At 69.9% G+C, this 14,505-nt stretch carries 15 protein-coding genes; 11 read left to right on the forward strand and 4 right to left on the reverse strand.

Features of this window, described 5'->3' with window-relative positions; translation table 11 throughout:
* Positions 1-80: 80 nt before the first annotated feature.
* Both DY023_RS06975 and DY023_RS17960 read right to left on the reverse strand, forming a co-directional pair.
* Positions 81-476: a PIN domain-containing protein gene (locus DY023_RS06975; protein WP_181905751.1), complete on the reverse strand. Its 396-nt coding sequence runs from the start codon at positions 474-476 to the stop codon at positions 81-83.
* On the reverse strand, positions 473-856 hold the full coding sequence (locus tag DY023_RS17960; protein WP_181905752.1) for a FitA-like ribbon-helix-helix domain-containing protein: 384 nt from the start codon (positions 854-856) through the stop codon (positions 473-475). Before DY023_RS17960 ends, DY023_RS06975 begins: the two co-directional genes overlap by 4 nt.
* A gap of 163 nt (positions 857-1,019) precedes the next feature.
* On the opposite strand from DY023_RS17960, the gene DY023_RS06985 reads away from it, so the two are divergent.
* Positions 1,020-3,053, forward strand: coding sequence for an ATP-dependent helicase (locus DY023_RS06985; RefSeq protein WP_181905753.1), 2,034 nt, complete (start codon positions 1,020-1,022; stop codon positions 3,051-3,053).
* Positions 3,054-3,070: 17 nt separating this feature from the next.
* Here DY023_RS06985 and DY023_RS06990 read toward each other — a convergent pair whose 3' ends face one another.
* Both DY023_RS06990 and DY023_RS06995 read right to left on the reverse strand, forming a co-directional pair.
* Positions 3,071-4,213: a hypothetical protein gene (locus DY023_RS06990; protein ID WP_116241629.1), complete on the reverse strand. Its 1,143-nt coding sequence runs from the start codon at positions 4,211-4,213 to the stop codon at positions 3,071-3,073.
* Positions 4,210-5,166: a hypothetical protein gene (locus DY023_RS06995; RefSeq protein ID WP_116241630.1), complete on the reverse strand. Its 957-nt coding sequence runs from the start codon at positions 5,164-5,166 to the stop codon at positions 4,210-4,212. Before DY023_RS06995 ends, DY023_RS06990 begins: the two co-directional genes overlap by 4 nt.
* A gap of 156 nt (positions 5,167-5,322) precedes the next feature.
* Between DY023_RS06995 and DY023_RS07000 the strand changes: the two genes are divergently transcribed.
* The 10 genes from DY023_RS07000 (at position 5,323) to DY023_RS07045 (ending at position 14,479) form a co-directional block, all read left to right on the forward strand.
* Positions 5,323-6,030 carry a hypothetical protein gene (locus DY023_RS07000; RefSeq protein WP_181905755.1) on the forward strand — a complete coding sequence of 236 codons (708 nt, stop codon included), beginning with the start codon at positions 5,323-5,325 and terminating at the stop codon, positions 6,028-6,030.
* Between the two features lie 67 nt (positions 6,031-6,097).
* On the forward strand, positions 6,098-7,210 hold the full coding sequence (locus DY023_RS07005; protein ID WP_116241632.1) for a glycosyltransferase family 2 protein: 1,113 nt from the start codon (positions 6,098-6,100) through the stop codon (positions 7,208-7,210).
* Positions 7,211-7,346: 136 nt separating this feature from the next.
* The gene (locus DY023_RS07010; RefSeq protein WP_116241633.1) at positions 7,347-8,696 is read left to right on the forward strand and encodes a polysialyltransferase family glycosyltransferase; all 1,350 of its coding nucleotides are present in this window, start codon (positions 7,347-7,349) and stop codon (positions 8,694-8,696) included.
* Between the two features lie 221 nt (positions 8,697-8,917).
* On the forward strand, positions 8,918-10,195 hold the full coding sequence (locus tag DY023_RS07015) for an acylneuraminate cytidylyltransferase (RefSeq protein ID WP_116241634.1): 1,278 nt from the start codon (positions 8,918-8,920) through the stop codon (positions 10,193-10,195).
* Between the two features lie 157 nt (positions 10,196-10,352).
* The gene (locus tag DY023_RS07020; RefSeq protein ID WP_116241635.1) at positions 10,353-10,559 is read left to right on the forward strand and encodes a type II toxin-antitoxin system VapB family antitoxin; all 207 of its coding nucleotides are present in this window, start codon (positions 10,353-10,355) and stop codon (positions 10,557-10,559) included.
* A 13-nt stretch (positions 10,560-10,572) separates the two neighbouring features.
* Complete coding sequence (locus DY023_RS07025) at positions 10,573-11,013, forward strand: PIN domain-containing protein (protein WP_116241636.1); 441 nt, start codon at positions 10,573-10,575, stop codon at positions 11,011-11,013.
* Positions 11,014-11,234: 221 nt separating this feature from the next.
* The gene (locus DY023_RS07030) at positions 11,235-12,107 is read left to right on the forward strand and encodes an N-acetylneuraminate synthase family protein (RefSeq protein ID WP_116241637.1); all 873 of its coding nucleotides are present in this window, start codon (positions 11,235-11,237) and stop codon (positions 12,105-12,107) included.
* Positions 12,104-13,480 carry a DUF6716 putative glycosyltransferase gene (locus tag DY023_RS07035; RefSeq protein ID WP_116241638.1) on the forward strand — a complete coding sequence of 459 codons (1,377 nt, stop codon included), beginning with the start codon at positions 12,104-12,106 and terminating at the stop codon, positions 13,478-13,480. Before DY023_RS07030 ends, DY023_RS07035 begins: the two co-directional genes overlap by 4 nt.
* 115 nt (positions 13,481-13,595) lie before the next feature.
* A complete protein-coding gene (gene rpsF, locus DY023_RS07040; RefSeq protein WP_116241639.1) occupies positions 13,596-13,961 on the forward strand; it encodes a 30S ribosomal protein S6 in 366 nt (121 codons plus the stop codon).
* 5 nt (positions 13,962-13,966) lie between these two features.
* Positions 13,967-14,479, forward strand: a complete 513-nt coding sequence (locus DY023_RS07045) for a single-stranded DNA-binding protein (protein ID WP_116241640.1) — start codon at positions 13,967-13,969, stop codon at positions 14,477-14,479.
* Positions 14,480-14,505: the final 26 nt, after the last annotated feature.

Genomic DNA, 14,505 nt, shown 5'->3' on the forward strand with positions numbered 1-14,505 from the left:
CCGTCGAGAAACGCCTCCCCGCACGAGACACAGCATGGCGAGGCGTTTCTCATGTCAGGAGGCGTTTCTCGGGTAGAGCACTACCCCTGACGGCCGGCGTCGATGATCTCCACCTCGTCGGCGACGAGCTCGAAGTCCCTGGCGTTGAAGGTCATGATCGCCGCACCGAGCGCGAAGGCGTGGCCGGCGAGGAAGGTGTCTGTGCTGCGGGCATGCGCAGGGCGGGTCTTGGCGACGATCGCGGCCATGCGGCCGTAGCCCTCGGCCGCCTCGCGATCGAAGGGGAGTTCCGGAACACCGAGGGTGTGACGAACGTACGAGAGTTCATCGCGCCGCCGTCGCCGCGCGCTCGGATCCTTGGCGTGCTCGATGCCGAACTGAAGCTCTGCCAGAGTGAGTGCACTCAGCGCGAGGGAGTCGTCGATGAATGAGAGCTCGTCGATGCGGATGACAGCGTTGGTGTCGAGCAGGATCACTCGCCCTGCTCCTTCCGCTGGAGTCGAGCCTGCAGTTCGGCGCGCTCCCACGGATCGATGAGCTCATCCTCGGTCAGGATGTACAGCCGCCGCTCGTCCTCGATCTCCTGCGCCCAGTCCTGCGCGGTCTGCCGCTGCTGAGTTGTTCGCGGGTTCGCGGCGATCCGCTCCATGACGTCGCGCATCGGCACGGATCGGCGAGGCGAGGAGCGTTGTACGAGAGTCTGCTCCAGCCCGCTGGCCGTGGAGATCTCGCCGGCCGCCAGCTGGAACAGTGCCTCGCGCGCCTCGGCCTCCATGGAGCGCCCGTTGCGCTTGGCTCGCTTCTTCAGCGCGTCGACGACGTCGTCGCTGAGATTGCGGATCGTGATCGCGGCCATGATGCGCCTCCTGTCGGCATCCCTGATCGGATGCTAGCACTCTGCCAGCGTTCACGGATCGCGACGCACACGCTCCGGAGGCGCCTCCTCTCGAATGTGGGGCTCCCGCCCGGACGCGGGTGGGGCGGCCCGGATGTCCGAACCCACGCGTACCGTCGCCAGCGTGACGGACACCACCCTGACGAACGACAGCGACGCGCTCGCCGGGCTCGACGCCGCCCAGCTGCAGGCGGTCGAGCACGGGGACGGGCCGCTCGTGATCGCGGCCGGCGCGGGCACCGGCAAGACGCGGGTGCTCACCTCGCGGGTCGCGCGGCTGCTGCAGGCGGGGGTTGCACCCGAGCGCATCCTGCTGCTGACGTTCACCCGCAGAGCCGCGGCGTCGATGATCTCGCGAGCGGCTGCCCTGTGCGACGATCCGCAGGCGGCGCAGCGGATCGCCGGCGGAACCTTCCACGCCGTGGCGCACCGCATCATCGCCGAGCACGCGCAGCATCTGGGGCTGGCGGATGTCACGGTGCTCGATCCGGATGACGTGATCGACCTGCTCGACCTGCTGCGTTCGGAGTTCCAACTCGACGGCACCGACAAGCGACTGCCGACCACCCGCACCATCGCCGACATCGGCTCGCGCGCCATCAACACGGGCATCCCCGCGCGGAAGGTGATCGACGAGCAGTTCCCCTGGGCGCTCGAGCACGCGGACGACATCCTTGCCCTGCTGCGGCACTACAGCACCCGCAAGCGCGAGCGCGGGCTGCTCGATCTCGACGACCTGCTCATCGCCTGGCGTGCGCTGGTGCGTGACCCCGACGTCGGCGCCCGGCTGCGCGCGCGATGGGACTGGGTGCTCGTCGACGAGTACCAGGACGTCAACAGCCTGCAGGTCGACATCGTGCGCGGGCTCGCCCCCGACGGGCGCGGACTCACCGTCGTCGGCGACGACGCGCAGGCCATCTACGGCTTCCGCGGCGCCAGCGCCGGGCACCTGCTCGACCTGGCATCCGCCTTCCCCGACACCACGCTCGTGCGGCTGGAGCGCAACTTCCGCTCCACCCAGCCCATCCTCGACCTGGCGAACGAGGTGCGGCCCGGCGAGCTCGGGCTGCGCTTGCGTGCAGATCGGCCGGATGCCGGCATCCGGCCCTCCCTCGTCGTGTGCCGCAACGCAGACGACGAGGCGCGCACGGTCGCCGACCGCATCCTCGAGGCGCACGTCGACGGCCTGCCGCTGCGCGAGCAGGCCGTGTTGATGCGCACCGGCTCGCACAGCGCCCAGCTCGAGGTGGAGCTGAAGGTGCGGAACATCCCGTTCCACAAGTTCGGCGGCATCGGCTACCTCGAGACCGCGCACGTGCGCGACCTGCTCGCGGGCTTCCGCGTGGTGCTCAATCCGTCCGACGAGGTGTCCTGGTATCGGCTGCTCACCCGGCATCGCGCGATCGGCAAGGCCTCCGCGCGGGGGCTCGCGGCGATCCTCGCCGACGGCGGCATCGAGCGAGCATCGGATGCTGTCGCCGCAGCGCCCGCGAAGGCGCGCACCGGGCTCGCCTCCACGCTGTCCCAACTGGGCGCGGTGGATGCCACGACGACCGTGCCCGAGCTCGTCGAGACCTGCCGCGCGGCGATCGAGCCCCTGCTGCGCGCGCACTACCCGGATTGGCAGCGCCGCGTGACCGACGTCGACGGCATCGCCGAGGCCGCGGCACGGCAGTCGGATCTGCGCACCTTCGTCAGCGAGCAGGCGATCGACCCGGTGGACGTCTCGGGCGACTGGGCGAAGAAACCGCACCTCGATGAGGACTGGGTCACGCTGTCGACGATCCACTCGGCCAAGGGACTCGAGTTCAGCGCCGTGCACGTGATCCGCGCGACCGACGGGGCGATGCCCTCCGACATGGCGCTGTCGTCACCCGCCGGACTCATCGAGGAGCAGCGGCTGTTCTACGTGGGCCTCACCCGGGCCCGCGACACCCTCGACGTGTATGCGCCGGCGCGGCTGCCCACGCATCCCACGTCGTTCCTCGCCAAGCACGTCATCGCCAAGCCGAGTCGCTTCCTCACGGCCGAGGCGCGAGCCCTGATGGACGCCGTCGACACGGCGACCGGCGAGGTGAGGGATGGTGAGCCCGTCGCGGTCCCCGTACCGGCGGCTGCCCGCGTGCGGATGGATGAATTCGACGACCTGTTCGCCTGAGACGCGGCTGCCGCGCCTCAGCGGAAGAACAGCATCAGGCCGCCGAACAGCTGCGGCAGGATCCACAGACCGGCGATCAGCGCGAAGGCGACGATCGCGATCCACGGCACCCCCCGCTTCAGACGTCGACCCTCCGGAGCGACGCCGGGCGGGGGAGTGAGCATCCCGACCGGGGGAGCGAACGGCAGCGCCGCCGATGCCGCGACGGCCGCCGCGCCCGGGGCAGGCGGAGCCGCGGCAGGGGCGACGGGCAGGTTGTCGTCCCGCCAGCGTGCCCACTGGTCGAACTTCGTCAGCAGCGCACCCACGGTGCCGAACAGCCACGCCCAGGTCGCCGGGTCGATCGTCGACACAGGACGCTGCATGTACAGGAACAGCCAGTCGTCGACGATCTCGACGTCGAGCTGCGCGGCGTGGTCGATGAACCGCGCCATGATGTCGGGCGTGAACAGGTAGAGCGCGTCGCGCTCGTAACCCTCCGGGCAGTACAGCGTGAAGTACCGGTCGAAGTCGCCCTCGAGCGAGAGACGCTGGTCCTTGGAGAAGGAAGCAGGCAGGTTGCTGCCGAGGGCGTTGTTGCCGAGCGCGTCCAGCACGATGTTCGGCAGCGGCACGTCGAGCTTGACGGCGATGTAGCCCCAGCGGTGCGTGCTGGAGTTCTTGCCCGACCCGGTCGTGTACTGGTAGTTGCCGAATTCGACGAACCGGGGCCGATGACCGCGCAGCGCGAGGTCGGTGTACCGGGAGTGCCCGTTGTGGAAGATCATGCCCGGCAGCGGCGGGTCGTCGATGCGGCCGACGAACTCCATGCCGTTGGCGGCGGCGAAGCGGGCCAGTCGGTAGGCGTGGATGCCGCCGTTGCGCAGATTCACGACCAGGATCACGACGACCACGACGAAGACCGCGCCCATCAGCAGGAACGGCAGCAGCCCGGCGATCCCGACGCCCAGATTGCCCGAGACGACCCCGATCAGGATCGGTACGAACACCATCGGCACGATGGTGATCGCGAACACCGCGACCACGACGATCACGATGACGGTCGCCGCCGTGGAGCCGCCTGCCCGTCCTCGTGCGCGCTGTTCGCTGCGGAAGGCACGCACGGCGCGCATGTCCACCGGGTCGGTGAGCGGGCGCGCGTCGAAGGTGGCGCCGGTCATCCGTTCACCTCGTCGCCGTCCCAGGTGAGATCGGCGTCTTCGGCGATCGCGAAGGCCTCCAGGGCGGGGTCGGCGATGAGCGCGTCGATCAGCGCCGCCGAGCCGGCGACGATCGTGGAATCGAAGTCGATCTCGCTCACCATCACCCAGGCGTGATCCTCGGGCCAGAGCAGATTCGGATGCTGCGCCGAGACCGCGAACCCGTGTTCCTCCGCGGGGCGGTCCCGCCAGGGGGCGCCTGTGACCCACGCCGGATCGGCGAAGGACGAAGCCCCGGCGGTGAAGGTCACGTACTCGCGGCCGGGGAGTTCGAGCCGCGGCGCCTTCGAGATCTCGTCGGAGAGGATGCCCGGCTGCCAGGCCGGCTTGCGGAACGGATTGTTGAACGGGTCATGGATGCTCTGCTGCAGCATCCGCTCATGCGCGGGTTCCGCGCCGAGCTGGAAGAACGCGCGCGACGGGCTCTCGCCGAAGAATCCCACCAGACCGCCCCAGCCCTCCCAGACCGCCGCGACCCCGGCATCCGGTGTCGCCGTGTGCGCGGCGAGATGCTGCGCGATCGCGGCGAACAGGTCCGGGCCGATGACGCCCTCGTCCGGCGAGGTGAACTCGCGGCCGTCGGGCGCGATCCGCAGGTTCCAGTCCTCCTCGGGCGGAGTGCGCACGATGCGTCGCCACTGCGCGAGCGGATGCAGCGCGGTGCCGAACGCGTCGGCCGCCTCGGCCCAGGTGGCGGGCTCATCGACCAGACGGTCGAACAGGATCTCACGCTCGGCCTCCGGCATCCGCTCCCATTCTGCGCTGGTCGGGACGGCGCGATCCGGCAGTGAGCGCACCTGCGCGGGATGCAGGATGCGGGCGTACGCAGTGAAGCCGCGCGGCACGACGCCGAGGTCGTCGTCGAGCCGTTCGCGCAGCCAGTCGCCGATGGCGGGGTCGCCGATCCAGTCCATGGGCTCAACGGTACCCGGGCAGCCGCACAGCTTGCGCGATTAGAGTTGTACGCTCCCGACCCGATGCGTGACCGGGGGTTTTCCGTGCCCGACAACGAGTTCGAGCGAGGTCTGCGCCGCCGCACTGTGCTCAAGGGCGCCGCGTGGTCGGTGCCCGTGATCGCCGTCGCGAGCGCCGTGCCGAGGGCTGCGGCGTCGGTGCCGGTCGATCCGTGCATCGCGGTGCCGACGGGCACGTTCTACGTGACCGGTGGCGCGCTGATGGAGGATGGCGCTGCGGGGGTTCCCGCATCGTCGAACGGACTCTTCGGCACGGGCTGGACTCCCCCGCAGGAGTCGACGCAGAATCCCGACGGAACTTGGTCTCAGACGAACTACGCCGTGGATCCGGAGCCGGCAAGTTGGTGGCAGACAGGCGGGGCCAGCCCATCGACCGAGGTCGGCTTCCTGTCGCTCGACGACAACGACAACAGCGACGGCAGCTCGGGTGAACCGTCGGTGGTCACTGGGGTGCTCACCTATGAGGTAACCGCCGGTACTCCGTACACCTTCGCCTTTCCGATCTACGCGTCCGCCGACTACCTCGGGTGCCAGTATCTGAGCATCGACATCAGCGGCCCGGGTGTCGAGGAGCCGGGAGCAGTGCAAGGCTACTTCGGCAATCCCGCTATCACGGATGTGCCTGAGGGCGTCGACGCATATCCGCATTTCTCCGAGACGCAATCGCCGGAGGTGACGTTCACGCCGACATCCTCGGGGACGCTGACATTCACCTATACCTTCACCGTCGCGCACGTCACCGGCGGCGAGAGGAAGAACGCCGACCTGTTCGTGAAGGCTCCGCTGCTGACGAACTGCGGCTGAGCCGACCGTCACCTCGCGTTCACCTCGGTGACGCCCCCGCGTCACGTAGATCACGGACGATCGGCGGATGGCCGCTCCGCTCGTGACCGTGATCCTCCCCGCGAAGGATGCCGGGGAGTACATCGGCACGACCCTGGAGACGCTGACCCGGCAGTTCGATGACCCGTCCGCGCTGAAGCTGGTCGCCATCGACGACGGATCACGCGACGGAACCGGCTCGCTGATGCGGCAGTACGCCGAGCGGTTCGACCGGGCCGAGGTGGTGACGAATCCGCATCCGCGAGGTCTCGCGACCGCTCGCAACCAGGGGCTCGCCCATGTCGAGGGCGACGCGTTCTGCTTCCTCGACGGGGACGACTGGATGCAGCCGCGCCGGCTCGAGGTGCTGGTGTGGACTCTGAAAGAACTGCGCTGCGACTTCCTTCGCACCGATCACGTCACGGTGAAGAGGGACGAGCGGCGGCTGGTGCGTGCCCCGTTCACGCATCGCGGCGTGGTGGCCGATCCGAGGGCGGCGATCCTCCCCGTCGACGATCGCAGCATGGTCGACTACCCGTATGCCTGGGCGGGAATACTGCACCGCCGGATGATCGACGACGGACTCGCCGGCTTCACCGACGGGCTCTTCACGGCTGAGGACCGGCCGTGGATCTGGCGGCTGCACCTGCAGGCATCCTCCTTCGCCGTGGTCGACGCGCCGCACCTGCTGTATCGGCGCGGGCTGACGGACTCGTTGTCGAAGACCCTCGACCGCCGCCAGCTGGACTTCACGCGAGCGCTCGGCGAGGTGCTGGATCTGGTCGAGGCGGACCGGGCTGCCGAGCAGTTGATGCCCAAGGCCGTGTTCACGGTGCTCGCGCTGAGCTCGCACCACCTCGTGCGCGCCCGTCGGATGCAGCCTGCAGTGCGCCGGGAGCTGCGCTCCGGCATCCGCGGCCTGCTGGCCCGGCTGCCCGCCGAAGCGGCGTCGAAGGCGATCACGCAGATCGGCGGCCCGCGCCGCCGCGTCCTCGCCCGGACCCTGCGCGAGGCGACCCGTCTGTCGCCGTCTCTCCTGTCCTCCGCTGCCGCCTCCTCCTCCCCGCTCCGGTCTCACTCGTTGCGGGTGTCTGGGCCTCCGCACCCGCAAACAGTGAGACCGGACCAGGCAGGGCAGTCGGAAACCGTGGGTGCACGATGATCCGGGTCGTCGTGACCGTGCGTGCTGCGGAGGTCAGGCCGGCGGCGCACCCCTCCCCGTTCCGGTCTCACCGGATGCGGGTGCGGGGCCGTTTCGACCCGCAGCGCATGCGACCGGAGCGAGTGGGGGAGGCCCGATGATCCAGCTCTTCGCACTGCACAGCGGGTACGGGCTCATGACCGCGGTGGCAGCGATCGACGCCGGGCTGATGGGCGACGCCGAACGCATCCTCGTGCCCATGAACACGGCGAAGGTTCCCGAGACGGCGATCGACCTCGCGGGCACGCCGCGATACCGCACCCTGCTGTCCCGCTTCGATCGCGTGGAGCCGCTGAACCCGCTGATCGATCCGTGGCATCCGACGTCATGGCGCCCCCACGAGCAGGACCTGCCGATGCACGAGCGACTGTTCCGCCGCGCATGGGGCCTCGGCGACGACGACATCGAGCTGTACGTGCAGTCGCCGCAGGTCGCGCCGGCCCTCACGCTCATGAGCCTGTTCCGCGACGCGCGGCTCGGCGTGATCGGCGACGGGCTGATGACCTACTCGCCGATCCGCAGTCGGCTGCCGCGGCAGGTCACCGAGCGGGTCGCACGGGTGGTCCATCCCGACGTCGTCCCGGGTGTCGAGCCGCTGGTGTTCACAGAGTCGGGTGCGGCGCGGATGCCGGTGCCGGTCGCCTCCTTCGGCGCCGCCCTGCAGGAGGTCGGATCCGCTCCGGATCGGGCGCTCGACGTGCTCGCCGCAGACGGGCGGCGGACCGCGCTCGTGCTCGGACAGTACCTCTCCGCGCTGCGTCTGGTCTCGGCATCGGAGGAGACGGCCATGCAGGTCGCGATGGTCGACCGGGCGGCATCTGCCGGGGCCGAGCGCATCGTGTTCAAGCCGCATCCCTCGGCGGCGCCCGGCCTGCGCGACGCGCTCGCCTCGCGCGCAGCCGGCCGCAGGGTCGCGTTCGCGGTCTACGACGGCGATCAGCCCGCCGAGTACGTGGCACAGCGGCTGGAAACCACTGATGTCGTCGCCGGATTCTCGACCGCGCTGCCGACGCTGCGCGCTCTGTCCGGCGTCCGCACGCACGCGGTCGGCACCGGCACCGTGCTCACCAGGCTCGCGCCCTACGAGAACAGCAACCGGATGCCGGCGACGATCGTCGACGCCCTGGAGCGGGACTCCTTCACCGCACCCGGGGCACTGCAGCGGCTCGTCGACGCCGTCGGGTATGCGATGCAGCCCGAGATCATGGCCCACCTCCGACCGCGCGCGGTGGCGTGGGCGGCGTCCGTGCCGGCATCCGTTCGCGAGCGGTACGTGCCCGCGGAACGTCTGCGCGCTCTCGACCTGCCCGGCGCCCCCGCAGCCACCACGACGCAGCGCATGATCGAGTCGGCCGGCGGCGTCGGACGTGTGGAGGAGCTGCGGCTCACCGCCGCCGGCGCGAAGCGCCGCGCGCACCGTGCCTGGAAGGCGGTGACCGGCCGGTGATCGGAGCGGATGCTGCGCGCCTGAGCCAGCAAGCACTATCCGGTTCGCGGCGCTGTTCTTGGTTCGCGCTCCTCTTCTCGGTTCGTGCTGCGCGTATCGGCGCCGCGCGGGCGGGAAGTGCCGCGCGGGCGGGAAGTGCCGCGCGGGCGGGAAGTGCCGCGCGGGCGGGGAAGTCCCGCGCGGGTGCGGGGAGCGCTGTGTGAGCCGATGAGAGGCGAACGATGAACGACAGACTGACAGTCGCGATCATTCCTGCACGTGGGGGGTCGAAGGGTGTTTCCGGCAAGAACCTGCGCCGGGTGGGGGGCGTGCCGCTCGTCGAGCGAGCGGTGCAGGCCTCGGCATCCGCCGTCGACCTCGTCGTCGTGAGCACCGAGGACGCCGCGATCGCGGCGGTTGCGCGGGATGCCGGGGCGCGGGTCGTCGACCGCCCCGCCGAGCTCTCCGGTGACGAGGCCACGTCCGAGAGCGCGCTGCTGCATGCCCTCGACGTGCTGGAGGGTGACGGCGTGCCTGTCGGCACGGTCGCGTTCGTGCAGGCGACGTCGCCGTTCATCCCCGCCGAGGGCATCGCCGAAGCCGTCGCGCTCATCGAGGGCGGCACCTACGACAGCGTGTTCTCGGCGTGCGAGACCTACGGATTCCTCTGGCGGAGGGATGCCGGGGGAGCGGCCGCCGCGATCAACCACGATGCCGCGCACCGTCCGCGTCGCCAGGACCGCGAGCCGCACTACCTCGAGACCGGGGCGTTCTACGCCTTCGACGCCACAGGATTCCGCCGCTTCAGGCACCGATTCTTCGGACTGGTCGGTATCGTCACCGTGCCGGAGCGCATGGCGATCGAGATCGATGACGAGGACCAGCTCGCCCTGGCCGAGGCGCTCGCCGCGGCATCCGGGTCTCGGCAGGATCTCGGAGTTCCGCGGCATTCCGGATGCGATCCGACCGATCCATCCGAGATTCTGCAGATCTCCGAGGCGCCGGATGCGGTGCGGCCGGGGCGTGCTGGCTCCGCGGCATCCGGGACGACTCCGATCCCCGCCCTCGCCCTCGTCACGGACTTCGACGGCGTGCACACCGACGACTCCGCGACTGTCGATGAGCACGGGAACGAGTCCGTGCGGGTCAGCCGTGAGGACGGCATGGGCGTCGCGCGGCTGCGCCGAGCCGGCATCCCGATGCTCATCCTCTCCACCGAGCAGAACCCCGTCGTCGCTCGCCGGGCCGAGAAGCTGCAGATCCCCGTGCTGCACGGCGTCGACGACAAGGCATCTGCGCTCGCCGCATGGGCCGCGGAACGCGGCATCCGTCTCGAGGACATCGCCTACGTCGGCAACGACGTCAACGACCTCGGTCCGCTCGGCGTCGTCGGCTGGCCCGTGGCGGTCGCGAACGCGCATCCGCAGGTGAAGGCCGCCGCCCGCGTCGTCCTGAACCGCCGCGGCGGCGACGGCGCCGTCCGCGAGATCGCCGAACGGATGCTGGCTGTTCAGGCCTGAGCGCCGTCCGTCACAACTGCAGGCACGATGCACGATCGCAGGCGAGATGGGCCTGGTTCTGCCTGAATCCGTCGTTCCTGCCTGCAGGCGTGACCGCTGCTCGGTCGTCCGTGCATCGGATATCCTGTAGTGACATTCTGGATATCCGGAGGCTGCGATGACCAAGACGCTGATCGACGTCGATGACGCTCTGCTCGAGCGCGCGATGGAGCTGACCGGTGCCGCGACGAAGAAGGCGGCCGTCAACGAAGCACTCGCGCAGGTCGTGCGCAGGGGAGAGGCGCTCGGGTACATCGATCTGCTCAGCACCGGGATCGTGGTCGAACTCGACGACCCGGATGTGATCGACGGCGCCCAGCGCTGAGCGGAATCCCGCCGTGCGTCACATCTTCCTCGTCGACAACTCGGTGCTGCAGCGCGTGCACCGTTCGGAGACTGTGAAGGCGGCGCTTGCTGAGCTGCTCGTCACCGGTGACCTCGGCGGATGCCTGCCGCAGATCCTCGAGGAGGGCTACTCGGCCAGGTCGGCGCGGGAGCACTCACTGCTGCTCGACGCGAACCGCAGGGCCAAGATCTTCCTTCCGCCGGACGACCGGGTCGCGGAGGTCACGATCGACCTGCAGCGGCGCCTGTTCGCGGCAGGAATCGGTCGTTCCGTCGGCGTCAGCGACCTGCAGATCGCCGCCACCGCGATCAGGCACACCGACGGAACGCAGCGTGTCACGGTGGTGCACTATGACGCCGACTTCGAGAACGTCGCGCGCATCGCTCCGGAGTTCGTGCACCGCTGGATCGTGGCGCGAGGCTCTGTCGACTGAGCCCGCTCGGTCACGTCTGCAGGCACGATGCCCGCTCGCAGGCCGGATCGGCCCGGATCCGCCTGCATCCGCGATTCCTGCCTGCAGACGTGACGTCGAGTGACGCGAGCCGCGACCGTCACCGTCCCGCCCTCGCTCCGTCACCGCCCCGCCTCCCGGGGTTCACCTCCCGCCCGTAGACCGGAGGGAGGGGACCGGAGACCCAGGAACGGAGCGTCATCATGACCGTCAGCATCGGAGATCGTGTCGTCGGCGGGGGCCGCCCCACGTACGTCATCGCCGAGATCGGCCTGAACCACAACGGCGACGTCGAGATCGCCAAGAAGCTCATCGACGTGGCCCGCGAAGCCGGCGCCGACGCGGTGAAGTTCCAGAAGCGCACCCCCGAGATCGCGACGCCCGAGCACATGCGCGACGTGCCGCGGGAGACGCCCTGGGGCACCATGACGTACCTCGACTATCGCCGCCGGGTGGAGTTCGGCCGCGACGAGTACATCGAGATCGGCGACTACGCCACGATGGCCGGCCTGCACTGGTTCGCCTCTCCGTGGGATGTGCCGAGCGTCGAGTTCCTCGAGGATCTGAACGTCACAGCGCACAAGGTCGCCTCCGCGAGCCTCACCGACACCGAACTGCTGCTCGCCCTGCGCGAGACAGGCAAGCCCGTCATCCTCTCCACCGGCATGTCGACCGTCGAGCAGATCGACCGTGCCCTGGACACCTTGGGCACCGACCGCACGATCCTCATGCACGCCACATCGACCTATCCGATGGAGCCGGGCGAAGCGAACCTCAAGATGATCCCCACTCTTCGCGACCGCTACGCCGGTGTGCCGGTCGGATACTCCGGTCACGAGCGCGGCCTGCAGATCTCGCTCGCCGCGGTCGCCCTCGGCGCAGTGGCCGTCGAACGGCACATCACGCTGGACCGCGCGATGTGGGGATCCGACCACGCGGCCTCCCTCGAGCCCGGCGGATTCGAGCGCCTGGTGCGCGACATCCGCGTCATCGAGGAGGCCCTCGGCGACGGCGTCAAGCGCGTCTATCCGGGCGAGCTCGCCCCGATGGCCAAGCTGAGGCGCGTGGGAGCATGACGTACCCGGGCAGCCGTGCCCCGCGCCTGCGGGTGGTGGCGATCGCCGACGCGGACTCGTTCGTGAAGTGGTCGGCCGCGCTGCTCGACCGGGTGGCCGACATCAGTCAGCACATGCTGCTGGTGCGCACGCCGCTGGTCGTCAGCGACGCGCAGAAGCACGCCGCGCTGGCCGGCACCCGCTTCGCGGAGGATGCCAGGTCGGTGACCCGCATCGCGCACGGAGACGTCGCGTCGTGGCTCGCCCGCGACCGCCCCGACGTGGTCGTACTGGCCGGCCGCGCGCCGTTCGTGCGGCTGATGGGCCGCGAGATCGATCGGCTCGCCGAACGGCCGATCGTCGTGAGCGGGCTGCCGGGCATGTCGATCCCCGCACTGCGCGGCGCACTCGAGTACCGCCGCTACGCCGACCTCATGGTCGTGCACTCCCGCCGCGAGGTCGCCGCCTACTCCCGTCTCGGCCGCCGGCTCGGCGTCACCGTGCCGATCGCGCTCGCGACGCTGCCGTACATCCCGGATGCCGCGGACGAGGGCGCTCCGCGCTCGCCGCTGCGCGGCACCGAGGCAGAGCTTCTCACCGGACCCGGCACGGATCTCGTGTTCGCCGCCCAGGCGCTCGTGCCCGCCGCGCACGAGGAGCGTCGCCGGATCGCCGAGATCCTGCGCCTCGCGGCGGTCGCCGATCCGACCAGGCGCGTGGTCGTGAAACTGCGGGCTCGCCCCGGCGAGGTCGAGACCCACGAGGAGCGCGACCCCTACACCGACCTGCTCGAGGACGCGCCGGAGAACCTCGTGCTCTCCTACGCGCCGATGTCCGAGGCGCTCGTCACCGCGCAGGGACTGGTGACGGTGAGCTCGACCGCGGCGATCGAGGCTCTGGGCTACGGAATCCCCGTGATCGTCCTCGACGAGTTCGGGGTTCGGCCGGAACTGCTCAACCAGGTCTTCGAGGGCAGCGAGCTCGCCGGCTCCGCCGACGACGTCGTCGCTCGCCGATTCCGGCATCCGGATGCCCAGTGGGCGGCGACCAACTACTTCCACCGGCCTGACGAGTCGATCTGGTGGGACGAGGTGCGCCACCTCGTCGCGCTGCGCCGCCGGGGGCTGTTGCCCGCGCGCACCGTGCCGCGCCCGCGCGGCGGCGCTCTGCACGCTGCCTGGCACCGCAAGAGCGTGCTCGGCGCGGAGGACCGCACCGTCAGCGGTGCCATCGCCGGGTTCGTCGGCGCGCCGGTCGCGGCGGCTCTGCTGGCGCGGAAGCGCCGCCGCGCGGCATCCGACGGCAGGGAATGGCGGGACGACGCGAGCGACTTCACACTCGCCCCGTCGCCGCTGGCCGAACCTGTGAAGAGGCACGCCGCCGTCATCCGCTAGACTGTTGTGGTTGTCTGCCCGGCGACATTCGGTCAAGGGCGCAGACGACGTGCAACACACCCTCCTGCTTCCGGGAAAGTCCCGGGAGCCGTTCTAGTCCGAAGGAGGTGGGTAAGTGACGCACCAGTACGAGCTCATGGTCATTCTGACCCCTGAGCTGGACGAGCGCCAGGTTGCCCCCAACCTCGACAAGTTCCTGAAGGTCATCACTAACGATGGTGGCTCGATCGACAAGGTCGACATCTGGGGCAAGCGCCGTTTCGCCTACGAGATCAACAAGAAGACCGAGGGCATCTACGCCGTCGTGAACTTCACCGCGACCAGCGAGGCCACGGTCGAGCTCGACCGCCAGCTGAAGCTGAGCGAGCTCGTCTTCCGCACCAAGGTCCTGCGCGCCGAAGAGGCACAGGCCATGGTCGCCGCGGAGGCCAAGCGCGCCGCTGACAAGGCTGCTCGCAAGCCCAAGGCTGCGAAGGCGTAAGCATCATGGCCGGCGAAACCGTCATCACCGTGGTGGGCAACCTCACCGCCGACCCCGAGCTGCGCTACACGCAGAACGGGCTGCCGGTGGCGAACTTCACCATCGCCTCGACCCCGCGCACCTTCGACCGTCAGGCGAACGAGTGGAAGGACGGCGAAGCGCTGTTCCTCCGCGCCTCGGTCTGGCGCGAGTTCGCCGAGCACGTGGCGGGCTCGCTGACCAAGGGCATGCGCGTCGTCGCCCAGGGTCGTCTGCGTCAGCGTTCGTACCAGGACCGGGACGGCAACAACCGCGTCTCGATCGAGCTCGAGGTCGATGAGATCGGCCCCTCGCTCCGGTACGCGACCGCTCAGGTCACACGCGCGGCGTCCACCGGCGGAGCCGGTGGCGGCAACTTCGGCGGCGGGCAGTCCCGTCCGCAGCAGCAGGTCTCGGAAGAGCCGTGGTCGACCCCCGGCTCGTCGAGCGCCGACGCCTGGAGCACTCCGGGCAGCTTCGGCGACGACACCCCGTTCTAAAGAACTGCGGATGCCACAGGCATCCG

The organism is Microbacterium bovistercoris, from assembly GCF_003387575.1.
In the GTDB taxonomy this organism is placed as follows: Bacteria; Actinomycetota; Actinomycetes; order Actinomycetales; family Microbacteriaceae; genus Microbacterium; species Microbacterium bovistercoris.